Genomic DNA, 21,747 nt, shown 5'->3' with positions numbered 1-21,747 from the left:
TGGTAGAACGTTATAGAAGTTGTATAGCAAAATAAGAAATGTATTTATTTAAATCAAATTTGCGGTTTTACCAATTTCAACTTAACTGAGATGAGGTATAATTTTTAAAAAAATGGCGTTAATCGTTGTTGTTTTGACCAAAATCAAGCGTTATCTAGTGGCAACCAAAGCTAAAAGAGGTATAATCCGGCGATTTTTTTGTCCGCCGCCGTCTTAAATAGTAGGAGAAACCCATGAAGATCGTTGAGGTAAAACACCCTCTCGTTAAACATAAACTCGGCCTGATGCGAGATCATGATATAAGCACAAAGCGCTTTCGTGAACTGGCCTCAGAGGTTGGTAGCCTACTGACTTATGAAGCAACTGCTGACCTTGAAACTGAAAAAGTGACTATCGATGGTTGGTGTGGTCCTGTAGAAATAGAACAAATTAAAGGTAAGAAAATCACTGTAGTACCAATTCTTCGTGCGGGTATTGGTATGATGAACGGTGTATTAGATAGCATTCCAAGTGCACGTATCAGTGTGGTAGGTGTTTATCGTGATGAAGAAACACTGCAGCCTGTCCCTTATTTCCAAAAACTCGCCTCTAACATTGAAGAACGTATGGCATTAGTGGTCGACCCAATGTTAGCGACGGGTGGCTCAATGATTGCTACCATTGATTTATTAAAAAATGCGGGTTGTACCTCGATTAAAATCTTAGTTCTTGTTGCAGCGCCTGAAGGTTTAAAAGCGTTGGAAGCTGCGCATCCAGATGTTGAATTATATACCGCTTCAATTGATGAGTATTTAAATGAAGAGGGATATATCGTTCCGGGTCTCGGTGATGCGGGCGACAAGATATTTGGTACTAAATAATGATAAGCCGACTGAGAAGTCGGCTTTTTTTTGATTAATTGTAGAGACTCACTGCTTATTCAGTGATTAGCCATTTCGCTAAAAGAGGATAAAGCCACATGACACGTCGCACCATCAGTGTTGAAGAAAGACCACCATTATTACAAACTATACCACTGAGCCTTCAACACCTATTTGCTATGTTTGGCGCAACCGTTATCGTACCGATTCTGTTTGGTGTAAACCCCGCTACAATTTTGCTGTTTAATGGGATCGGAACGCTGCTGTATCTGTTTATTTGTAAAGGGCAAATTCCTGCTTATTTAGGCTCAAGTTTTGCATTTATTTCCCCAGTGCTGATTTTATTACCATTAGGTTATGAGCTGGCACTTGGCGGCTTCATTATCTGTGGCGTGCTGTTCTGTATTGTTGCACTGATTGTTAAAGTTGCAGGAAGAGGGTGGATAAACGTCATGTTCCCCCCAGCAGCAATGGGGGCAATCGTAGCCGTAATTGGTTTAGAATTAGCTCAAACGGCTGCAGGTATGGCTGGGCTATTACCTAAAGATGGCGCAGTGGTTGATTCGAACACGTTAATTATTTCCCTGACCACGTTGTCAGTCACTATTCTCTGCGCGGTCGTTTTCCGTGGGTTTTTATCTATTATTCCAATTTTGATTGGCTTTTTAGCGGGTTATGCATTGTCCTATTTTATGGGCATTGTGGACTTTACCCCGGTTATTGAAGCGCCGTGGTTTGCTATTCCTACATTTTATACTCCACGCTTCGAATGGTTTGCTATTTTAACCATTTTGCCCGCTGCATTAGTGGTTATCGCTGAGCACGTAGGGCACTTGGTCGTCACTGCGAATATTGTTGAACGTGACTTAATGAAATCACCAGGTTTACATCGTTCAATGTTTGCTAATGGGTTTTCTACGGTGATTTCCGGTTTCTTTGGCTCGACACCAAATACGACTTATGGTGAAAACATTGGGGTCATGGCAATTACCAAGGTATACAGCACTTGGGTAATTGGCGGAGCCGCAATTATTGCTATTTTATTATCTTGTGTTGGTAAATTAGCGGCTGCTATCCAATTAGTACCAGTTCCTGTGATGGGCGGGGTTTCACTCTTATTGTACGGGGTAATTGGTGCATCAGGTATTCGAGTGTTGATTGATTCAAAAGTCGATTATAACAAGCCACAAAATTTGATTTTAACCTCAGTGATTTTAATTATTGGTGTGAGCGGAGCCGTTATCCATATTGGTCAAGCTGAACTCAAAGGTATGGCGCTAGCAACGATAGTTGGGATCTTTATGGCATTATTATTCCGTTTTATAACGTTTGTTAGGCCTGAAAAGCAGTTTGTGACATCTGAAGTCCAAGAGCTTGATAGCAATAAAAAATAAGCCACACAATTTTCCATATTGCCGTTCAATTGTTTGAACGGCATTTGGTCACCGTTCTTATTCATCTATCCGTGTTTTTTATGGTAAACTGCTAGATGAAAATTGATTTGTACAGCCAGAGGCGCTTCTGAACACACCATCACAGCTTTCATTACCACTATATCTGCCAGATGATGAAACCTTTGCGAGCTTTTATGCAGGGGAAAATGGGGCGTTGCTGTCTGCTATTCAGTCTGCTATTAATCAACCCCATGGCAGTTATATCTATTATTGGTCGCGTGAAGGCGGCGGGAAAAGCCATTTACTGCACGCAGCTTGTGCAGAGCTGTCTGAACAAGGCATTGCAGTCGGTTATGTTCCTTTGGATAAACGTGCGTATTTTGTTCCTGAAGTACTCGACGGTATGGAACATTTATCACTCGTTTGTATTGATAATATTCAGTGCATCGCGGGTGATGAAGAGTGGGAAATGGCGATTTTCAATTTGTATAACCGTATTTTGGAAATTGGTCGCACTTGTCTATTAATTACTGGGGACAGGCCTCCTCGGCAAATCGAACTGAAATTACCCGATTTAGCCTCTCGCCTTGATTGGGGGCAAATTTATAAACTGCACCCACTGAGTGACGAAGATAAGATTTGGGCACTGCAATTACGCGCTCGTATTCGTGGTTTTGAATTACCGGAAGATGTTTGTCGTTTCGTATTAAAACGTCTAGATAGAAAAATGGGAACGTTGTTTGATATCTTAAACAAACTTGACCACGCATCAATTGTCGCTCAGCGAAAATTAACGATTCCTTTCGTAAAAGATATTTTAAAACTCTAGTTGATTAAATGAGTTGGCAGCCATATAGCTGCCAAAATAGAGTTTATAAGATTTCACAAACCTGCTCAGGCGGACGACCTAAACGTGCTTTATCACCATTAACAACGATAGGGCGTTCAATCAATTTAGGATTTTCATGCATTGCTTTAATGAGTTGATCCTGAGTTAAGGTGTCATCGTTTAAATTCAATTCCTTATACAACTCTTCTTTGGTGCGCATTAATTGACGAGCATCTTTAAAGCCTAACATTTTAAGGAGTTTTTTGATTTCAGCGACCGTTGGGGGCGTTTTTAAATACTCGACCACCGTGGGGGAGATACCCTTATCAGTTAAAAGGGCTAAGGTTTCACGGCTTTTAGAACAGCGTGGGTTGTGGTAAATCTTAATCGAATCCGTCATTATTATAACTCCTTACGGTTTTGCATTTTTGTCACGTAATTGTAGTTTTCTAAGCGCATCAATGCGAGCGTCATAACGCTGCTGTTCGTAACTGCCTAAACGGCTTTGACGGCTAGCATCGCTGAGATAATTAATTGCAGTGTCATAGTTACCCCGTAACGCCATCCCTTCTGCGTAAGCAGCAAGTTCTTCGGTACGCTTACCTTGTTTTGCGGACGCTTCTGCCAGTAAATCCCAACCAATCGGGTCATCAGGGTAATCAAACGTATATTTATTCAGTAAGGTTGTTGCTTCTTTATATTGATGATTATTAATTAATGCGTTAGCTAGGTTGACAATAAATACGGTATTTTTCGGTGATTTTCTCAAAGCATTCTGTAAACGAGAGACCGCTCTAGAGACTTGATGTTGTTCAATGTCGACATCAGTCATGCTATCGATAAACCAAGGGTTATCGGGTTGTTTCGCTAATAGCTCTGTCAGGATTTTTCCTGCTTCTGCGTACTTTTTGTCTTGAGAAAGTAGTAGCGCTTTACCGTATTGCGCTGCAATTTGTTCTTGTGCAGAACCTTCACCATAGTTTTCAATGATTTGGTCTAAAGCATGTTTTTGCTCGGTACTATACATAGCCAAAATACGAACTCGGGCTAACATAAAGTCCAGTGATGATGGCACACTCACTTTAGGGTATTGGTTCGATCGGTTTCTGGCATCAGCTAAACGGCTATCCGGCAAGGGGTGCGTTAATAGAATTTCAGGGGGCTTTGACATATAGCGAGTTTGGTCTGACATTGTTTGCATAAAATCAGCCATCGCATGCGGGTCAAAGCCTGAGCGCCTTAATGTCTGTAAACCAATACGGTCAGCTTCTTGTTCATTGGCTTGGGTAAAGCTGATCATACCTTGCTGAACCCCAGCCATTGTGCCTGTTAAAGCGGCAAAACCGGCTTGAGGATTCGCCATCACTAACAGCAAAGAACCAATCGTCCCTGCAATCGCGAGAGGAGTGGTGCTTTTTTGGTCTTCCATCATTCGCGCAAGGTGCCTTTGCGTAACGTGAGATATTTCGTGCGCCATGACGGATGCTAGCTGACTTTCATTTTGGCTGTATCGGAACAATGCTGAGTGTAGCACTACATTGCCCCCAAAATAGGCGTATGCGTTAATATTGGGGTTGTTGACTAAATAGAACTTAAACGGTGTTTTAACTGAGTCGGCATTTTTCACTAACCGCATGCCAAGTTTGTTAACATATTGGGTTAACAATGGGTCATAAATAAGAGGGGTGCTGGCACGTATTTGGCGTGTAATAGCATCTCCCATAATAATTTCTTGGTTGATGCTAAGTGTGCCTCCTGCTGTGGTTCCTATATCGGGTAAGGTATCTTCAATTGCACTATAAGCAGGTAATACTGCACCGTTCATTAGCGCAGCGATCATGAAAGCCAATAATGGATATTTTAAATTTTTCTTCATGAAACGTGAGTATCCCATACAACATTTTAATTTAGGGTAAGTACCGACTTTATTTCGGGTGTGCTTTAAGTAAGGCACTTAAAAATACGAAAAGTTTAAAACACATGATAGCAAAAGCTATCGTAAAATCTGTTCTTCGGTATAATTTTCGTTACTTTAGGAACTGTCCTTTGTGTTATTCCCTAGGAGCAATAAATGCTGGAATTGTTTTTACAGTGGTATCGTCGGCGTTTTGCTGACCCACAAGCCATAGCCCTTTTTACATTACTCGTATCAGGGTTTGTGATCATCTTCTTTTTCAGCAGTATACTGGCTCCATTGCTGGCGGCAATTGCTTTAGCTTATTTGCTTGAATGGCCAACCAATTTATTACAACGCATAGGGTTATCCCGTTCAGTTGCTGTCGGTATTATTTTGACCTTATTCGCCGGAATAAGTGCCATGGTTATTTTAATTATTGCACCAACCGCATGGCAGCAAGGGATTAATTTGATGGCCGATCTGCCAAATATGGTTAACCGTTTCAATGAATTTGCACAAAAACTGCCAGAGCAATATCCAGCGCTAGTGGATGTAGGCATTATCGATATGATGGCAGATAACCTGCGTAGCCGTATGTCGGGTATTGCAGACTCTGTGGTTAAAGCGTCAGTTGCTTCATTAATAGGTATTTTTACTTTAGCAGTTTACTTAGTTCTAGTGCCGTTGATGACATTCTTTCTTTTAAAAGATAAAGAGCGTATTAGCAAAAGCTTCCTCAAGCTGTTACCGAAAAATCGTTTGTTAGTGGGTAAAGTTTGGGTCGAAATGAATGAACAAATCACCAATTATTTGCGAGGAAAAGTTACTGAAATGGTGATTGTTGGGGTGGCAACATATTTATGTTTTGCTTACTTTGACTTGCGCTATTCCGTATTGCTGTCGGTTCTTGTCGGGGTAGCGGTATTAATCCCTTACATTGGTGCGGTCGCAGCCACGATCCCCGTGGTTATTGTTGCGCTCTTTCAGTACGGTATTGGTAGTGAATTTTGGTACTTAATGTTGTTTTATTTAGTTATTCAAGGTTTGGATAGCAACGTTGTGGTGCCTTTATTGTTTTCTGAAGCCGTGAATTTACATCCACTAGTGATTATTTTATCTGTTGTGGTGTTTGGTGGGTTATGGGGCTTTTGGGGCGTGTTTTTTGCAATACCTTTAGCAACACTGATTAAAGCGGTTATTCATGTCTGGCCGGAAGAGCCAACGGAGTCAACGAACTAGGTTAGTAATAGTGCTGTATGGGGGCATACAGCACTAAGAAGTAACGATTAAGCGTGTGTATTGATGTAATCAAGCACGATTTCGTGGTGGTTACTGGTTTTAAAATTGTCAAAGACGTGCTCTATTTTCCCAGTAGGGTCAATAAGGAAGCTAATGCGATGAATCCCATCATAGGTTTTCCCCATGAATTGTTTTTCACCCCAAACCCCAAATTGCTCACATACTTGGTGGTCTTCATCTGATAACAAAGTGAAGTTCAACATCTCTTTTTCAGCGAAACGAGATAGTTTCTCTGGTTTGTCTGTGCTAATACCTAATACTTCGACACCTTTCGCTTTAAGTGTATCCATTTCATCACGTAGACCACACGCTTGAACAGTACAGCCAGGAGTCATCGCTTTAGGATAAAAGTAAACTAATACGCGCTGACCCTGATAATCAGAAAGATTGATGAGCTCACCATCTTGGTCAGGAAGGCTAAATTGAGGCGCCTTATCACCGGCTTTCAATGGGTTCATTAAATATATCTCCGTTAACTTTGCATGTTGGGGTTGTTAACAATACTTATGTTGCCTTTAGCATTTAGCATTGTACATAGTTGTTGAAATTTATTTTTTATAATTATGCCATTATCGTCCAACGGATCGTGTGCAGTAATCTGAATTTCCAGTTGAGCGGGCATATCATTATTGGCTGGTTGTGTTTTAGAAACAAGCTCTGCGATATTACACTGCGAAGTTGTGAATAAATTTGTGAATTGCTCGACAATACGAGGTGCATCGTCGACAACAACATTCACTGTTACTGTCGATGGGTAATAGGTTGTTTGCACACTCTGAGTTCTTTTCATTACGATAAGCAAGTCGAGCTCGGCGCCTTTAGGTGGTAATGTCGCTTCTAAAAGGGTGATAGCATTCCAACTGCCGGAGAGCATCATAATGAAGGTGAATTCCTTGCCAAACATCGCTAAGCGACTATCTTCAATATTACAATCACACTCGCTGACGAGACGTGTAATAGTATTCACAATGCCCGGACGATCTGTTCCCAGCGCAGTAATGACAAGAAATTGCTGTTCAGTCTTAGGCAAAGTCTATTCCTTAGTATTTTAATTATGTCAGTTAAACATTTAATTAGAATATAGCAGTAAAATTCTAGCGCTAACAACTGACTGGCTATGAGGGTAAGGAAACCATAAAAAAGGCAATCTGCCAAGGGGGTAAATAGACTCTTGCGAGAAATATCAGTGAATTATTACTTCTATTTAAGTTAATGTCCTCGGCATTAACAAAATTCATTAAATTCTTGCTATTGGGTGGTTTTCTTCTTTGAAATGAAAAAGTAACATGGTAGTTCAATTATTAAGGGGGTATCGCTATGGCTAATGGAAACGCAAATTATAAAGATTTTTTAACGGGAAGCATTGTTGCAGTTATTACACCAATGGATTCGGCAGGGCGTTTAGATAAAGCGAGCCTGAAAAAGTTGGTGGATTATCATGTTGAAAGTGGAACAACTGCGATTGTTTCTGTTGGTACAACTGGCGAATCAGCAACCTTAACGCACAAAGAACATGTGGATGTCGTGAAAGCGACGCTTGAATTAGCAGATGGTCGTATTCCTATTATTGCAGGAGCCGGTGCAAATGCTACCGCTGAAGCTATTTCTTTGACAAATGAGTTTGAAAACAGCGGTGTGGTTGCTTGCCTGACGGTAACACCTTATTATAATAGGCCTTCTCAAGAAGGGCTATATCAACACTTTAAGGCAATTTCAGAAAACACCAGCTTGCCACAGATTCTTTATAATGTACCATCACGCACTGGCTGTGATATGTTGCCTGAAACTGTGGGGCGTTTAGCAAAACTGGCGAATATTGTTGCAATTAAAGAGGCAACAGGGAACTTAGCTAGGGTTCATCAAATCAAAGAACTGGTTGATGATGATTTTGTACTGTTAACAGGTGATGACGCAACGGCGCTTGATTTCATGCAACTAGGTGGTAAAGGCGTTATTTCGGTCACATCTAACGTTGCGGCCGCACAGATGGTAAAAATGTGTGACTTAGCGCTTGCAGGCAAATATACTGAGGCGCGTGAATTAAATAAAAAACTGATGGGGCTTCATCTTCAGTTATTTGTTGAACCAAATCCAATTCCAGCGAAGTGGGGCTGTCATCGCTTAGGTCTGATTGCAGATGGGACATTACGGTTGCCAATGACACCGTTAACCACCTCGGGCCAGCAAAAAGTTGAGGAAGCCTTGAAACTCGCTGGATTACTGTAAAATTTAGGGAATTTTAATGGCAACATTATTGCAAAAATCGAAGGTTATGAAGGTTGCTGGCCTGTCACTTGTTGTGTTACTGGCAGCCTGCTCCAGCGATCAGCGCTATAAACGTCAGGTCAGTGGTGATGAGGAATATCTCAATGCTGCGCCATTGAAAGTGTTGAATGTGCCACAGGGGCTTACATTACCAGAACAAAATGGTGAGTATGATATCCCTAAAGCCACATCAACAGGGGCAATAGGAAAAGCGTTAGACATTCGTCCACCAGTACTGACAATTTCGCAATTAGCGGGTTCTCGTACAGAGGATAGCGCTCAAGCAAGTCGTTTGTTGCTAGAAAATACACCTGAAAATAGCGCACTTTGGTCACAAGTTACGATGATCTTAGAGCAAAGAGGGATTCCAGTTTCATCTAAAGACGATGGCTCTCGCTCAATTGAAACCGATTGGGTGAAATGGGAGCGCGCAGATGAAAACGTACCGATTGAGAGTCGCCATAAAGTTACAGTGCGGCCAGAAAACGGTATGATGGCATTAACGGTAACTAGCTTAGGCTTACGTCAAGGGGGAGAGACAATTACGGATGTTGTCGAAACTCAACGTTATAACAAGCTGTTATTGAATGAATTAACCGATAACTTATATACGTTACGTGATACTTCAAACAAAAATAGTATCCAAAATGCCTACGGTATCATTGATGTTCAAACCGGTAGTGATGATACTGGCTTACCTTTAGTTGTGGTTCGTGCGCCATTTGATGCAGTATGGGAACGTTTACCTCACACCTTAGAAAGTGTTGGTATGAAAGTGGGTGACCGTACGCGCTCAAGTGGTTCTGTGATGGTAACTTACAAAGGTTTAAGCAGCTCAGAATGGCAGGCTTTGGGTATTGATGACCCAACTGTGCCAGAAGCAGATTATAAAGTGCAGGTTGGTGACTTAAATAACCGTAGTACACTGCAATTTATCACCACCAAAGGTGTGCCTTTAACACAAAAACAAAATGATGAAATGGTTGCAGCGCTGAAAGCAGCATTTAGTAAAGCACCTGCCAAAAAGTAATCATTCAACATTTTGAGATGACTAATTAAACCGTAGCTTAAATACAAGCTGCGGTTTTTTTATTTAAATTGGATGGGTTTGTATTGGGGTAAAGATATTAAGCTTCATACGCATAGGCTGGTGGTTATCAACTCTGTATTTTGTTTATTTCATGCTACTCGTAATCTATATACTTAGTTAGTTATTAAATAGCATTTCATCAATTTGAATTTTCCTTCTCTGGTAGGCTAATTTTATCTTTCATGTTTTCACCTAAAACAAATGGACAAAAAATCAGTGTTTATGGTTAAGTAATCGTTTGCGTCTGCTCGGGAATTTTATTATCATGATTAACAGTGAATTATAAAATATTGAATATCAGCTAGTTAGCGTTTCACATGGTGAATTTCAGTAACTGACTGAAACAGAGCAGAAAATTAACAATGAATAGGCCATTTGATTGGTTTTTGTTCTTCTGTTACTTATCTGAATCTGCTGTGCAGGTTGATTTTTGTTTAGTTTAATCACATCCCTGGAGTGTGTAAGATGCAAAAGAAAGCTGAGTTGTATCGTGGTAAGGCAAAAACAGTCTATACCACAGAGGATCCTGATCTACTGGTTCTGGAGTTCCGTAATGATACATCAGCACTCGATGGTGAGCGTATCGAGCAGTTTGACCGTAAGGGTATGGTAAATAACAAATTTAACCATTTCATTATGAGCAAATTAGAAGCAGCCGGTATTCCAACACAAATGGAAGCATTATTGTCTGACACAGAAGCCCTGGTGAAAAAGTTAGATATGGTGCCTGTTGAGTGTGTGATCCGTAACCGTGCCGCAGGTTCACTAGTAAAACGCTTAGGTGTTGAAGAAGGCATGGTGTTAAATCCGCCACTATTTGACTTATTTTTAAAGGACGATGCCAAACACGACCCAATGGTGAATGAATCGTACTGTGAAACCTTTGGTTGGGTGAGCAAAGAAAACTTGGCAAAAATGCGTGAGCTAAGCTACAAAGCCAATGAAGTACTCAGTAAGATTTTTGCGGATGCAGGGTTAATCTTAGTCGATTTTAAACTGGAGTTTGGCTTGTATAAAGGCCAAGTGGTATTAGGCGATGAGTTTTCACCAGACGGCAGCCGTTTATGGGATAAAGAAACGCTCAATAAAATGGATAAAGACCGTTTTCGTCAGAGCCTTGGTGGCTTAATCGAAGCTTACGAAGAAGTCGCACGCCGTATTGGCGTACAGCTAGATTAATCAATTTCCTATAATTTGAATGAGATTTTAGCCTGCATTGCAGGCTATTTTTTTAGTCGCTAATCGAGGGTGATTGTTGGCTAATAAAATGTGTAATCCATGATGAGAGAGCGGTATCAGTAGTCTTTATTTGTAGTTGTTGACTAAGTGACGTCAACGTAGGAGCGGGCAATGGGCTTTCGACTTGTAACTCTGGATGGCTTAATATTTCCGTTGGCTGACCGTCAGCGATGAGTTGGCCATTTGATAAATGCAATACGCGTTGAAAATGGCGGGCAACAAAATCAAGGTCGTGGCTAATAGAAACGACGGTTACCCCTTTTTCGCGTTGCAAGGTTAGCCAATGTTCAAATTTGCGCAGCCAAAAAGCGTCGAAGTCACGGCTTGGTTCATCAAGCAGCAATAACTTAGGTGAAACGGCCTCTAAACAGGCAACAGCAACCATCCTGCGTTGGCCTGCATGTAAATCTAAAGGGTGTTTATCTGCTACATCGACTAAGTGACAAATTTCAAGTGCTTGCTGTACTCGCGCGTGAATATCACGTTTATGATATCTTTGGCGTTTTAAACCAAAAGCAATCTCATCACGCACACAACTATGAAAAATTTGTTTCTCAGCTTCTTGGAATAAAATACCGATATGGTTGGCTCTTTGTGGTGAGGAAAGAAGGTTAAGCGGCTGGTTATCAAGCTGAATATCACCTTGTGTAGGGCGCAATAACCCTGCGAGCAGGCGTAATAATGTTGATTTACCTGCGCCATTATCCCCAACTAAAGCGACCCATTCACCAGGGTGAATAGATAGAGATAAAGATTGTATATTATCAATAGTAGAGCTTGGCCAACGATAGCTCAGGTTTTTAAGCTGTAACATGCCGCTCCTTAAACATCTGTAGCAATTGCGCTTCATTGTGGGGAATTGTGTCTCGCCAATGCCCTAATTTGACCAGTTCACCTATAGCACGCCAAGCCTCTGGCATATTGATTGTTTCAATAGCATCAAGAAAAACATCATCCAAACAGCCTATAGCAACCACTTTCCCAGATTCTAAAAAGGCTTTGCCAGTACTCAACAAAAGGAATGAATCACAGAAACTGATGGCAGGTAATAAATTGCGTTCAAAAAAAATAATGCTGCAGTTTGTGTGTTCTGTATAGTGTTGCAATTGCACTAAAATACGTTGTGTTGCACTGGGTGTTAGCCGACTAAAGGCTTCATCGAGCAAGAGGAGTTTAGGTTGCATCGCTAATGCACTTGCTAACACGACGCGTTGTGCTTCACCACCCGATAATGTCGCAGGATGGCGCGTACGTAGAGCTTCACAAAACGTGAGCGCAATCGCGTGTTCAACTCGTTGACTAATTTCACTGGGTGACAAGCCAAGGTTTTCAGGCCCAAACGCAATTTCTTGTTCAACGATAAACGCGCAACCCGAGAGTTGTAATTGGGGGGATTGCTGAACAAGTTGGCGTGATACTGATACCTGAACCACAGAGCTGTCAGCTAAGGGAACTTGTAATACTTCAGCGGTTCCTTCTATTTTCCCTTGAATAAGGTCACTATGCCAACCTGCAAGTATTTGCGCTAGTGTGCTTTTCCCGCTGCCATTACCGCCAAATACACATAGCCATTGGCCTGCATTAAGCTGAAGATCTATCGGTCCTAATAAGGACAGCTCCGCGCTTTGTGGAATGAAGCGCATTTGTTGTAGATTCACCACCATAGAGAGAGACCACCTTCAATAAAAATTAACAAAACTAGCCCATACCTAAGTAGGGCTTGGAATGAACTATCCGTAGGTGGGTTCAATGTCGTGCGTTTAGCGCAATAGCGAAAACCACGCATATCTAATGCGGCTCCACGAATACTCAGATCACTAAGAGTATTACTGGCAAGTGGAAATAATAGGGCCGGTAATGATGTAACACGTTGCCAAAAGCGCCCGTCAAGAGGGACGCCTCTTGCCAATTGTGCCTCACGGATGGTGTTTAATTGCTGACGAAATTGTTCTGCAAGCAATAACGGACCCGCGAGTAGATATGCAAAACTAGCAGGTAAACGGCTAGCAAACAACGCACGAATAAAGCGTTCAGTCGGTACATATTGCAACCAAAGCTGAGAAGCGCTAATAATCGTTAATAACTTAAACCACAATGCTAGTGCAAATTCAGGACGGCTATTTTTTAAGGCATCCCCGGTTAATTGTTGAGCTAGCCAACCCCCGTGAATTAACCAAAGCCCTGCCGCCATGGGGAGCATAATCCATGCAACAATGCGCCAACGATGACGTGCAGGTCGCCAAAATAATAAAGCAGCGAAAGTACTGCAACCTAGCACAATTAATAGCCAGTTCAGAGGTAAGAAAAGCGAACTTACACTGAGCCAAAACCAAATTGTCAGCGAGGTGAATGGATGCATTTAACTGACCTTCGCCATATTTGGATAATTACGTTGGACACGTTCTGGTAATTGTCGAACGAGTAGCCAAGCAATAATGGCAGATGCAACTTTGTCCGCAATATTGGCGCCTAATACCGTAATTGCCACTGATTCTAATAAGTTATCGCCAACAGCATGGAAATACGCGACAAAAAAGTCTGCTCCGCTACCGGTTGTTCCTGCAAATAAGTATGTACGTATAGGAACAGCAACTATCATTAATGCAAAAGTAATCACTACACCGGATAAAACCACTCTTGGTAAGGTGCGAAAACCACCTGCGCGAGCTAATAACCCAGCGCTGAGTCCAATCATCATCGCAACAGGTGCAAATGCAGCGGCAATTGGCCCACTGAGTAAACCCCATAATAAATTAGTTAATAAACCACTTAATAACGCAACCCAAGGGCCTGCTAATAACGCACAAATTAACGTTCCTATAGAATCCAGAAAAATAGGCAGTTTTAGCATTGAACTTAATTGGCCAATAACCATATTAATGGCAATAGAAAAAACAATTAAAGTCAGTGTACGACTAGAAATAATCGACGTTTTACCCATGACAAAGTCATTCCTTACAGTAATGGAATAATAAAATTAGCGAGAAGTGATGATAAGTTCTTCATAACCTGATAACGGGCAAGGTTCACGAATGAAATTTACCTTTTCCAGTTCCCCAATAATCAGCTCTAATGTTGTTCTGACCGTACAACCTGGCATCATATGACCACCGAGGACTTGCCCTTGCTCATCAGAGACAGCTAAATGCAGGTGTTCGCCTTTGGCATCTAAAGTGCCAATTAATGAAACAATTTCAAATTTACCTGTTGTTTGAAAGGTCTCTTCTTGGCCTGCAAAACGTAGTGCAACGTCAGTTAAGCTGCCGACACTGCTAGCAATGAACGCAGCTTGTAGGCCATGTTGCTCAATTTTATGTCTTAATGTTAAAAGTGCGTCTTCGCCAGGGATTAAACGAATAGCAATAAAACGCGCGTTTGAATAGGGCGATAAAGATTGGTTCATATTCTTAATCCTAATAATTGTGCTTATGCAGAGCGTCGCACAACCATTTAAATCATTAAAATTATAAATAATGCTAAGTTATGATTTTTCTGTATTAATTATCTGTGATTATTATACGCAATTGAGATGGATTGTCTGGTTGTAAAGATATTTAGACCTATCTTCAGCAAAAGGCACTACAAGTTAGTTTTTATCATGATAAATATAAGAAAAACGCAGAAATAAAAAAATAAACAGTGATGAATATTCCGAATATTTAGCTTAAGTTTTACTGGTGGTGGGGATTATCTGTATTGCCATGCTAATTTTTGTACAATTAAGCTTGTTACCGTGAAATATGCTGAGAATACATCTTTTAAAAAGTATTAAATAGATAATAAAGAACAGCTAAAATGTCGCATTTTAGTTAATTAATTGTGTGGAGATAGTGAGATTTTTTATTAATTAAAAATATCGTCGCCGTAAAAATAAAAAGAGTTGGCGTTAATATTTGCTTCTTTGATGATGAGCCAATAACATGTTTTTAAATCAGCCTAGTTGCTGCTAATAAATTATAATTGTGCGTTTTACAGGGACAAATCTATGAGTCATGTTGATCCAACATTAATCATTTTACTGGTCTTAGCCGGGTTAGGTATCATTAGTCATAATATGACAGTCACCCTTGCGATGCTATTTTTATTGGTGGTCAGAATAACACCATTAAATAATTATTTTCCATGGATTGAAAAATATGGCTTAACCATTGGGATACTTATCTTAACAATCGGTGTTATGGCTCCAATTGCGAGTGGTAAAATAACGGCTAATGAGGTATTAAGCTCATTTTTGAATTGGAAATCGATTTTGGCAATTGTTATTGGGATCGCAGTTTCTTGGTTGGGTAGTAGGGGCGTCACATTAATGTCCCATCAACCGTCTACGGTTGCAGGCTTACTGGTTGGAACCGTCATTGGCGTTGCTTTATTCCGTGGTGTACCGGTAGGGCCCTTAATCGCTGCTGGGATTTTGTCACTATTAATTGGTAAATCATAGTATTACGATGGTGAAATTACTTCCTGTCATTATAGAACAACTGCATATAGTTGGTATGCGTCGTCTTATGGTTCTTTCTGGCGACGATGCATGGGTAGAACAACAACTAAAACAACTTCAAGTTGCTATTGATGGCGATTGGTTAACGATTTCATCAAACTTACCGCAAGGGGTTTCCCCTGAAAATGCGCATCTATTATTGGGCCGTGAATTTTTACATGGCATTTTTGATGTACGTAAAGGGTTTCATAGTGAAGCACTAGCCATGCTTGCTGGCACATTAAAAGCAGGGAGCTTGTTAGTTTTATGTACGGCGCCTCAAAAAGAGTGGGCGACAAATACCGATCTAGACAGCTTGCGCTGGAATGAACAATTGGGGCTCATTTCGACACCGAATTTTGTACATCACTTGCAGCGAACTTTCCAAACATCTCCCGATATTTTATTTTATAAACAAGGGAATGAGCCTGATTTTTCATTACTAAAAAACAAACCATTATGGCAAGCACCGACAGGCCAGCCAACAGAACAGCAGCAGCAAATAATTAGCCGATTATTAAGCGCAGAACATGGAGTTTGGGGCTTGATAGCGCCGAGGGGGCGCGGTAAATCGGCAATAGCAGGGATGTTAATACAGCATTTTGCAGGAGAGTGTTGGTGTTGTGCTCCTGCAAAAGTGGCAACGGAAGTCTTAAGCCGGCATGCAGGTAAAAAGATTAATTTTTGGTCTCCAGATAGCTTACTCGCATACTGCCGTAGCAATGAAAATATAACCACAGATTGGCTGATCATCGATGAAGCTTCTGCAATCCCTAATTATATTTTACGAGAACTAGTGGGGTATTTCCCTCGAGTTTTATTAACCACGACAGTCGATGGCTATGAAGGAACAGGGCGTGGATTTACGCTAAAATTCTGTGCAAGTTTAGCCCATTTCACTTTACTGCAACTTGATAACCCAATGCGCTATGCGGCTAATGACCCCTTAGAATTATGGGTCAATGAGGCTTTATTGCTGCAAGAACCCGTCACTCAAACGGTTTTTGCTGGAAATATTGAATATAAAGCGTTAACCCAGGCATCATTAGCGGAAAATAATGAGCAATTAAAAGCGTTTTATGGCTTATTGATGAGTGCACATTATCGAACGTCACCATTAGATTTACGACGTCTATTGGATGCCCAACAGCAACATTTTATGGTGGCAAAAACCGAGTCTCATAATTGTGCTTATATAGGTGCATTATGGATGGTAGATGAAGGACAGTTGACCGAATCATTGAGCTGGCAAATATGGGCTGGGCTTCGTCGACCAAGAGGAAATTTAGTTGTCCAATCTTTAGCAGCTCATAGTTATTTCCCTATTGCGGCACAATGGCTATCTCGCCGAGTGATGCGTATTGCCGTTGATGCGAACCACCGTAGGCGCCAAATTGGTTTAACGCTTTTAGAAAAACAGAAAGCAATTGCTACAGAGCAAGGGTTAGATTTTTTGTCTGTTAGTTTTGGATTAACACCAGACTTAGTCGCATTTTGGCAAAAAGCGGGCTTTCGGTTAATGCGAATAGGTTCGCACAAAGAAGCGAGTAGTGGCTGTTTCACGGCAATGGCGATATTATCGCTATCAGATCGAGCAAGGCGACTTTGCCAGCAAGGGGAAATGCAATTAAAACGCGATATTTATTGGCGAAATGATCTGTCTGAGTTTGCTTTAGAAACCAGTGAGCAGCAGCAATTAACCCCTGATGATTGGATAGAACTGATCGGTTTTAGTGAGTTTAAACGGCCTATTTCTGCGAGCCAAAGTGCGATTATGCGTTTATTAAGGGAAGAAACAGCCGGGCTTGCGCTGCTCAGACGGCACTTGCTGTCAGGCGAGCCTATCGCACAGATTTGTGCGGATATTGGTATGACAGGGCAAAAGCAATGGTTACAACGAGTAAGAGAAGAGGTTGGTATACAGGTAAAACAATACCAACCAGCGCTTTTAGCTGAAATAAAGCAAAAGGTTATTTCTTCTTGTCTTTAGGCCAATCGTCTTCATCATCCCAAAGGTGGTTATTATCTTGATGTGGGGGAATTTCTGGCTTGTCATCTAAAAACTTTTTGGGGTCCAATTTCATCATTTCTTTGACTGAATTCCAGATAATACCTACCAATAAGAGTAAAATTATCCACCAGTAGTCGGCTAACCATTGCATACATTACCTCTATGAAACTGGGTAAAAGCTAAATGTTGATTTTAAATTATTTAAAATTTATACCATTAGAGTACCATTTACACTTTATATGAAACTGTGTGTTTTTTCAGAGATAGCTACAGAAAATATACCTACAGAGCTTATTGTTTATTTAAATACCATGGCAAATGCACCAACAATGCCAAGCAAAATATCAGAGCCTGTAAGTGCGTAGATATTTTTAACCTCTTCACCGCGAATATTAGCAAAGCGTTCAAGTGCTTTTTCTGTTGAAACGGCTTCAATCTCTTCAAATTGCTTTTCATATCCGGCAGCAATTAGCTTTTGGGTCTCTTGCTCATTTGGTGTAACGATAGCAATTACCTTTCCGTCCTTCATAAAAAAAGAGTAATGATTCATGGGGCTTCCTAATAGTCTTAAGTTTAGGCTCCTGTCATTTTCTCAGGCTTTGCAAGTCAATGACTGGGGCTATTAGCGCTCTTTTCGTCGTAGAACAAGAGAATAATAATCGCATCAACAGGCAAAAGCGACTTTTCATTAAGCTTGTTTACCATTAGAGTATACCATTGATATTATTATGAGTTACCACAGATTTTATGCGGTTTTTACCATTTAATTTATTTATTCGGGAGGAGGGGTGATTTTGAAAAAATTGTTCCTCATTGTTATTGGATGGTTAGCCGTTGCGCTGGCTTTTGCTGGCGTCGTTCTTCCTGTTTTGCCTACCACACCTTTCTTATTATTGGCGGCATGGTGCTTTTCTCGTTCATCTCCACGTTTTCATCATTGGTTATTATATCGCTCTTGGTTTGGGGGGTATATTCGTCACTGGCAAAAGCATAAAGGGTTACCGAAAGGGGCAAAACCAAAAGCAATTATATTGATAGTTCTCACTTTTTCACTATCAATCTGGGTTGTTAGTTATTTATGGTTAAAAATTGGTTTATTGGCACTGTTGTGTTGGCTGCTTATTTTTATGTATCGGCTTCCAGTTGTTGATGAACAAATTTCCAAACAAAATAAAGAAGCCCCATAAATGATGTCGCATCATCTATGGGGCATTGGCGCTATAGAAATTGCTTTGTTAGCTTAGAAATTATTCAGGAGCTCTAATATAGCGTTCGAATACATAATCTAAGTTAGTGCTTAACCAATTTTTCCCACGAATATCTTCTTGCTCAAGAACTTGCGTAATGACTTCTGGCGTTAACAACTGTTCAGCTTCATGGGATAACGGCCAGTAACTAATATGCCAAGGTTCATAGGCAACCCCTGCATTTTTTGCCGTGAAGGGACGGTAAAAATCAAATGTCGCCATGTTATCCGTGAGCCAGTGGTTTAATTCAGCAAAATAGCCGCCAGTTTCATATTCCCAAGGCTCTAATTGCAAAGTTTGCCCTGCTGGGATCCGTAATGGGTCATAAACATCTATTTCGGTTCCCCAATGATGACGGCTTGCTCCGGGTAATGCAGACCAATGTAAAATAGCTTCACACAGCTCACCTTCTGAAAGCGTTGTAATATCTAAAGGTTGGCTTTGTGCATCAAGAACAGGGCGGAGACCAGTGAATTTTTCATTCCAAATTAACTGTTGACGTGAAAAATCGCGAAATGCACTTGCAGATTGTAACTTGAAGCCCGCTTTTACTGCAGCTTGTTGCATGGCTAAAAATGCCTTAGTGGCATTAAATTGTAGACGATGAGTGCCGCCAAGTGTCACTAAATGGTCCGTTGAACGGCCTGTTAACATTGCGATGGTGATCATAATAACAATAGCTCCATGACTCGCTCATAAATTAAGGCCAGTTGTTGCAAGTCTTTGACACTAACGCATTCATCAACTTTATGTATAGTGGCATTCAATGGGCCAAGCTCAATTACTTGAGTGCCCATTTGAGCGATAAAACGACCATCAGATGTACCACCACTGGTAGATAGCTCTGCGTTAAGACCCGTTAGTTCATGGATTGCCTGCAAGGTTGCAGTGACAAGTTCTTGTTTTTCAGTCAAAAATGGCTGACCAGATAATGACCATTCTATTTTATATACGAGGCCATGACGGTCTAACATGCTTGTGACCCTGTCACGTATTTGTGTGTCGGTTAATTCTGTGCTGAAACGAAAATTAAATTGAACAAATAGCTCACCGGGGATTACATTACTTGCCCCAGTACCCGCATGAATATTGGCAATTTGCATGGTGGTAGCAGGGAAGAATTCGTTGCCGTTATCCCAGATAGTTGAAGTGAGCTCTTGCAAAAAAGCGGTTGCTCGGTGCACCGGGTTGTCAGCTAGATGTGGATAAGCTACATGCCCCTGCGTTCCTAAAATAGTCAAATTTGCTGTAATAGAGCCTCTACGCCCATTTTTTATGATGTCACCTAAATGAGATTGGCTTGATGGCTCACCGACTAAACAATAATCAACACGCTCATTACGAGCCATTAATGTTTCAACAACTTTAACCGTGCCATCTAATGCATCAGCTTCTTCATCTGATGTGATTAAAAAGGCCAAGCGCCCTTGATGGTGAGGGTGTTTTTCGACAAAGCGCTCTGCTGCGACAACCATTGCTGCGACAGAACCTTTCATATCAGCTGCACCACGGCCATACAGATGTTGATTAATAATTGTTGGGTTAAACGGAGGAGTCTGCCAATTTTCGCTATTGCCTGCTGGTACAACATCGGTATGACCTGCAAATGCGAGGGTTGGTCCTTGAGTGCCTCGATGAGCCCAAAAATTTAATGTGCTACCAAAATGCATTGGTTCAATGGTAAAACCAAGTTGGTTTAAGCGCTTGGTAAGGATCGCTTGGCAGCCTTGGTCATCGGGGCTGATAGAAGGGCGTGCAATTAGTTCTTTGGCAAGCTGAATAACGGGACAATCCATTAAATCCACCTGATTATCGAATGAAGTTTTGGTAGTCATTAGCGTTAAACCCAACTAAGTATCGGTTATCTGGAGAAACAAGTACGGGTCTTTTGATCATGGCAGGCTCTGCAATTAGCACTTTTTTAGCACTATCTGCGTCAATAACTGCATTTTTTTCATCATCAGTCAATTTTCGCCAAGTTGTTCCTCGTTTATTGACTAACACTTCCCAATCAATATGTTCCATAAAGATAGAAAGCAGTTCATCGCTAATACCATCAACACGATAATCATGAAATTGATAGTTAACTCCATTGTCTTCTAAGTAACGGCGTGCTTTTTTAATGGTGTCACAGTTTTTAATTCCGTACATAATATAAGGAGAGTTAGGTGTATTGGGCATATGATTTTCCTCAAAAAACTAGCGATAATCCTTACATAATGCGGCAAAACTCACTTGGGATCTAGCCCAAATGTGAGAAATCTATAATAACCTTATAATTACATTAAATGTAATTTAGCCTCGATAATTAATATATTAAAAATAGATTATCTTGAACGCATATAAATTAAGCTAGCCTCAAGGCGAGATCGAACGCGTAATTTTTTAAGAATATTTCGAATGTGAACTTTAACGGTTTCCTCTGAAATAAAAAGTAAGTTAGATATTTCACGATTTTTTAAACCCACAGCCATTTCATGCAAAATTTCAGACTCTCGTTTTGTCAATGCGGATAGTGGGTCACTATAATGATGACGTGAAATAAGATGTTGATAAATTTTTTCACTAAAAACCAATTGCCCTTTAGAGGCTTTCTTCATACTGTAGAATAGCATATCAAGTTCACTGTTTTTTAATAAATAACCTTGTGCTCCTGCGTCAATAGCACCATATATATCTGTTTTAATTGTCGATGCAGATAACACTAATAAGTAGCTATCATTGCAGTGTTTACGAAGTAATCGTATAGTTTCAAATGTTTTAATACCTTGAATATTGGTATCTATAATAATTAAATTAGGTTTTAACTGCTTTGCCATGCTTAAAGCTTCATAACAACAAGCGCACTCTGCTGTGATAATAAAGTGTGTGTCGGTATTTATGAGCTGCCGCAATCCCAAGCGTATAATAGGGTGATCGTCAATAATCATTACTGTATATTTAGACATAGAGGGTTCCTTTTTTATGTCTCAAATGCCAACGTCTACTCAGGTATTTCCTATAAAATAGACAATTTAATTTCGGTACGTTTATTATATTTAATTGGAGTTTTAATAATTATATAATCAGCAGTATGGAGAAGTGAGATTGATATTAATCGTTTGCTTAATATTTTATAGTTCCATACTAATAATATTGT

Annotated in this window: 24 protein-coding genes and 1 pseudogene; 10 read left to right on the top strand and 15 right to left on the bottom strand. The window is 40.6% G+C overall.

The window, feature by feature from the left end:
• Positions 1 to 233 precede the first annotated feature (233 nt).
• From upp to hda, 3 genes are all read left to right on the top strand, one after another.
• Positions 234 to 860, top strand: coding sequence for a uracil phosphoribosyltransferase (gene upp / locus PR683_RS05195; RefSeq protein ID WP_004253541.1), 627 nt, complete (start codon positions 234 to 236; stop codon positions 858 to 860).
• A 98-nt stretch (positions 861 to 958) separates the two neighbouring features.
• Entirely contained in the window at positions 959 to 2,254 is a 1,296-nt protein-coding gene (gene uraA / locus PR683_RS05190; protein WP_004253542.1) for a uracil permease, read from the top strand.
• A gap of 127 nt (positions 2,255 to 2,381) precedes the next feature.
• Entirely contained in the window at positions 2,382 to 3,083 is a 702-nt protein-coding gene (gene hda / locus PR683_RS05185) for a DnaA inactivator Hda (protein ID WP_036957653.1), read from the top strand.
• A 43-nt stretch (positions 3,084 to 3,126) separates the two neighbouring features.
• On the opposite strand, the gene arsC is transcribed toward hda, so the two are convergent.
• Entirely contained in the window at positions 3,127 to 3,483 is a 357-nt protein-coding gene (arsC, locus tag PR683_RS05180) for an arsenate reductase (glutaredoxin) (RefSeq protein ID WP_123381896.1), read from the bottom strand.
• Between the two features lie 12 nt (positions 3,484 to 3,495).
• The gene (locus PR683_RS05175) at positions 3,496 to 4,959 is read right to left on the bottom strand and encodes a beta-barrel assembly-enhancing protease (RefSeq protein WP_272571570.1); all 1,464 of its coding nucleotides are present in this window, start codon (positions 4,957 to 4,959) and stop codon (positions 3,496 to 3,498) included.
• Positions 4,960 to 5,154: 195 nt separating this feature from the next.
• Between PR683_RS05175 and PR683_RS05170 the strand changes: the two genes are divergently transcribed.
• On the top strand, positions 5,155 to 6,219 hold the full coding sequence (locus PR683_RS05170) for an AI-2E family transporter (protein ID WP_004911372.1): 1,065 nt from the start codon (positions 5,155 to 5,157) through the stop codon (positions 6,217 to 6,219).
• Positions 6,220 to 6,266: 47 nt separating this feature from the next.
• On the opposite strand, the gene bcp is transcribed toward PR683_RS05170, so the two are convergent.
• Together bcp and PR683_RS05160 are read right to left on the bottom strand one after the other, a co-directional pair.
• Complete coding sequence (gene bcp, locus PR683_RS05165; protein ID WP_004911370.1) at positions 6,267 to 6,737, bottom strand: thioredoxin-dependent thiol peroxidase; 471 nt, start codon at positions 6,735 to 6,737, stop codon at positions 6,267 to 6,269.
• Positions 6,738 to 6,751: 14 nt separating this feature from the next.
• A complete protein-coding gene (locus PR683_RS05160) occupies positions 6,752 to 7,309 on the bottom strand; it encodes a glycine cleavage system transcriptional repressor (RefSeq protein WP_004253549.1) in 558 nt (185 codons plus the stop codon).
• A 287-nt stretch (positions 7,310 to 7,596) separates the two neighbouring features.
• On the opposite strand from PR683_RS05160, the gene dapA reads away from it, so the two are divergent.
• From dapA to purC, 3 genes are all read left to right on the top strand, one after another.
• Positions 7,597 to 8,505, top strand: coding sequence for a 4-hydroxy-tetrahydrodipicolinate synthase (gene dapA, locus PR683_RS05155; RefSeq protein WP_004911368.1), 909 nt, complete (start codon positions 7,597 to 7,599; stop codon positions 8,503 to 8,505).
• 16 nt (positions 8,506 to 8,521) lie between these two features.
• Entirely contained in the window at positions 8,522 to 9,574 is a 1,053-nt protein-coding gene (bamC, locus tag PR683_RS05150; protein ID WP_272581703.1) for an outer membrane protein assembly factor BamC, read from the top strand.
• A gap of 525 nt (positions 9,575 to 10,099) precedes the next feature.
• Positions 10,100 to 10,813 carry a phosphoribosylaminoimidazolesuccinocarboxamide synthase gene (purC, locus tag PR683_RS05145; protein WP_004911363.1) on the top strand — a complete coding sequence of 238 codons (714 nt, stop codon included), beginning with the start codon at positions 10,100 to 10,102 and terminating at the stop codon, positions 10,811 to 10,813.
• A 232-nt stretch (positions 10,814 to 11,045) separates the two neighbouring features.
• Here purC and PR683_RS05140 read toward each other — a convergent pair.
• The 5 genes and pseudogenes from PR683_RS05140 to PR683_RS05120 all read right to left on the bottom strand — a co-directional run.
• A pseudogene (locus PR683_RS05140) lies at positions 11,046 to 11,687 on the bottom strand (energy-coupling factor ABC transporter ATP-binding protein); the annotation flags it as partial.
• The gene (locus PR683_RS05135; protein WP_272581701.1) at positions 11,674 to 12,537 is read right to left on the bottom strand and encodes an energy-coupling factor ABC transporter ATP-binding protein; all 864 of its coding nucleotides are present in this window, start codon (positions 12,535 to 12,537) and stop codon (positions 11,674 to 11,676) included. The gene PR683_RS05135 and the pseudogene PR683_RS05140, both read right to left, overlap by 14 nt.
• Positions 12,528 to 13,232 (bottom strand): energy-coupling factor transporter transmembrane component T, encoded by a 705-nt coding sequence (locus PR683_RS05130; protein WP_164528761.1) that lies wholly within the window; start codon positions 13,230 to 13,232, stop codon positions 12,528 to 12,530. Before PR683_RS05130 ends, PR683_RS05135 begins: the two co-directional genes overlap by 10 nt.
• Complete coding sequence (locus tag PR683_RS05125) at positions 13,233 to 13,814, bottom strand: hypothetical protein (protein ID WP_004911353.1); 582 nt, start codon at positions 13,812 to 13,814, stop codon at positions 13,233 to 13,235.
• 36 nt (positions 13,815 to 13,850) lie between these two features.
• Positions 13,851 to 14,276, bottom strand: a complete 426-nt coding sequence (locus tag PR683_RS05120) for a PPC domain-containing DNA-binding protein (protein WP_109912441.1) — start codon at positions 14,274 to 14,276, stop codon at positions 13,851 to 13,853.
• A gap of 582 nt (positions 14,277 to 14,858) precedes the next feature.
• On the opposite strand from PR683_RS05120, the gene PR683_RS05115 reads away from it, so the two are divergent.
• Positions 14,859 to 15,311 carry a DUF441 domain-containing protein gene (locus PR683_RS05115; RefSeq protein WP_004911348.1) on the top strand — a complete coding sequence of 151 codons (453 nt, stop codon included), beginning with the start codon at positions 14,859 to 14,861 and terminating at the stop codon, positions 15,309 to 15,311.
• Between the two features lie 7 nt (positions 15,312 to 15,318).
• Entirely contained in the window at positions 15,319 to 17,340 is a 2,022-nt protein-coding gene (locus tag PR683_RS05110; protein ID WP_272581700.1) for a tRNA(Met) cytidine acetyltransferase TmcA, read from the top strand.
• Here the strand turns inward: PR683_RS05110 and PR683_RS05105 are convergent.
• Together PR683_RS05105 and PR683_RS05100 are read right to left on the bottom strand one after the other, a co-directional pair.
• Entirely contained in the window at positions 17,321 to 17,512 is a 192-nt protein-coding gene (locus PR683_RS05105; RefSeq protein ID WP_109912443.1) for a YpfN family protein, read from the bottom strand. The two genes, PR683_RS05110 and PR683_RS05105, sit on opposite strands and share 20 nt — an antisense overlap.
• A gap of 147 nt (positions 17,513 to 17,659) precedes the next feature.
• The gene (locus PR683_RS05100; protein ID WP_248445678.1) at positions 17,660 to 17,911 is read right to left on the bottom strand and encodes a hypothetical protein; all 252 of its coding nucleotides are present in this window, start codon (positions 17,909 to 17,911) and stop codon (positions 17,660 to 17,662) included.
• A gap of 244 nt (positions 17,912 to 18,155) precedes the next feature.
• Here PR683_RS05100 and PR683_RS05095 point away from each other — a divergent pair, with 244 nt between their 5' ends.
• Positions 18,156 to 18,548, top strand: coding sequence for a DUF454 family protein (locus PR683_RS05095; protein WP_004911334.1), 393 nt, complete (start codon positions 18,156 to 18,158; stop codon positions 18,546 to 18,548).
• 60 nt (positions 18,549 to 18,608) lie between these two features.
• On the opposite strand, the gene PR683_RS05090 is transcribed toward PR683_RS05095, so the two are convergent.
• The 4 genes from PR683_RS05090 to PR683_RS05075 all read right to left on the bottom strand — a co-directional run bounded on the left by PR683_RS05090 (position 18,609) and on the right by PR683_RS05075 (position 21,556).
• Entirely contained in the window at positions 18,609 to 19,277 is a 669-nt protein-coding gene (locus PR683_RS05090) for a M15 family metallopeptidase (protein ID WP_109912444.1), read from the bottom strand.
• Positions 19,274 to 20,404 (bottom strand): succinyl-diaminopimelate desuccinylase, encoded by a 1,131-nt coding sequence (gene dapE / locus PR683_RS05085; RefSeq protein ID WP_123381901.1) that lies wholly within the window; start codon positions 20,402 to 20,404, stop codon positions 19,274 to 19,276. Before dapE ends, PR683_RS05090 begins: the two co-directional genes overlap by 4 nt.
• Positions 20,405 to 20,417: 13 nt before the next feature.
• Positions 20,418 to 20,789: an ArsC family reductase gene (locus tag PR683_RS05080; protein WP_164528763.1), complete on the bottom strand. Its 372-nt coding sequence runs from the start codon at positions 20,787 to 20,789 to the stop codon at positions 20,418 to 20,420.
• 146 nt (positions 20,790 to 20,935) lie between these two features.
• A complete protein-coding gene (locus PR683_RS05075) occupies positions 20,936 to 21,556 on the bottom strand; it encodes a LuxR C-terminal-related transcriptional regulator (protein ID WP_004911325.1) in 621 nt (206 codons plus the stop codon).
• Positions 21,557 to 21,747: the final 191 nt, after the last annotated feature.

The organism is Providencia sp. PROV269 (assembly GCF_028477785.1).
GTDB classification, from domain to species: Bacteria; Pseudomonadota; Gammaproteobacteria; order Enterobacterales; family Enterobacteriaceae; genus Providencia; species Providencia rettgeri.
The sequence above is the reverse complement of the archived record's forward strand: the minus strand, read 5'-3'. Positions and strand labels throughout refer to the sequence as shown.

Bases quoted from the DNA above. Each gene is read 5' to 3' on its own strand.
- PR683_RS05105 (WP_109912443.1), bottom strand. From the start codon at position 17,512: ATGCAATGGTTAGCCGACTACTGGTGGATAATTTTACTCTTATTGGTA.
- PR683_RS05110 (WP_272581700.1), top strand. From the start codon at position 15,319: ATGGTGAAATTACTTCCTGTCATTATAGAACAACTGCATATAGTTGGT.
- PR683_RS05100 (WP_248445678.1), bottom strand. From the start codon at position 17,911: ATGAATCATTACTCTTTTTTTATGAAGGACGGAAAGGTAATTGCTATC.
- uraA (WP_004253542.1), top strand. From the start codon at position 959: ATGACACGTCGCACCATCAGTGTTGAAGAAAGACCACCATTATTACAA.
- PR683_RS05115 (WP_004911348.1), top strand. From the start codon at position 14,859: ATGAGTCATGTTGATCCAACATTAATCATTTTACTGGTCTTAGCCGGG.
- PR683_RS05075 (WP_004911325.1), bottom strand. From the start codon at position 21,556: ATGTCTAAATATACAGTAATGATTATTGACGATCACCCTATTATACGC.
- PR683_RS05125 (WP_004911353.1), bottom strand. From the start codon at position 13,814: ATGGGTAAAACGTCGATTATTTCTAGTCGTACACTGACTTTAATTGTT.
- arsC (WP_123381896.1), bottom strand. From the start codon at position 3,483: ATGACGGATTCGATTAAGATTTACCACAACCCACGCTGTTCTAAAAGC.
- PR683_RS05135 (WP_272581701.1), bottom strand. From the start codon at position 12,537: ATGGTGGTGAATCTACAACAAATGCGCTTCATTCCACAAAGCGCGGAG.
- bamC (WP_272581703.1), top strand. From the start codon at position 8,522: ATGGCAACATTATTGCAAAAATCGAAGGTTATGAAGGTTGCTGGCCTG.
- purC (WP_004911363.1), top strand. From the start codon at position 10,100: ATGCAAAAGAAAGCTGAGTTGTATCGTGGTAAGGCAAAAACAGTCTAT.
- dapA (WP_004911368.1), top strand. From the start codon at position 7,597: ATGGCTAATGGAAACGCAAATTATAAAGATTTTTTAACGGGAAGCATT.
- PR683_RS05120 (WP_109912441.1), bottom strand. From the start codon at position 14,276: ATGAACCAATCTTTATCGCCCTATTCAAACGCGCGTTTTATTGCTATT.
- PR683_RS05090 (WP_109912444.1), bottom strand. From the start codon at position 19,277: ATGATCACCATCGCAATGTTAACAGGCCGTTCAACGGACCATTTAGTG.
- dapE (WP_123381901.1), bottom strand. From the start codon at position 20,404: ATGGATTGTCCCGTTATTCAGCTTGCCAAAGAACTAATTGCACGCCCT.
- upp (WP_004253541.1), top strand. From the start codon at position 234: ATGAAGATCGTTGAGGTAAAACACCCTCTCGTTAAACATAAACTCGGC.
- PR683_RS05130 (WP_164528761.1), bottom strand. From the start codon at position 13,232: ATGCATCCATTCACCTCGCTGACAATTTGGTTTTGGCTCAGTGTAAGT.
- PR683_RS05175 (WP_272571570.1), bottom strand. From the start codon at position 4,959: ATGAAGAAAAATTTAAAATATCCATTATTGGCTTTCATGATCGCTGCG.
- PR683_RS05170 (WP_004911372.1), top strand. From the start codon at position 5,155: ATGCTGGAATTGTTTTTACAGTGGTATCGTCGGCGTTTTGCTGACCCA.
- bcp (WP_004911370.1), bottom strand. From the start codon at position 6,737: ATGAACCCATTGAAAGCCGGTGATAAGGCGCCTCAATTTAGCCTTCCT.
- PR683_RS05080 (WP_164528763.1), bottom strand. From the start codon at position 20,789: ATGCCCAATACACCTAACTCTCCTTATATTATGTACGGAATTAAAAAC.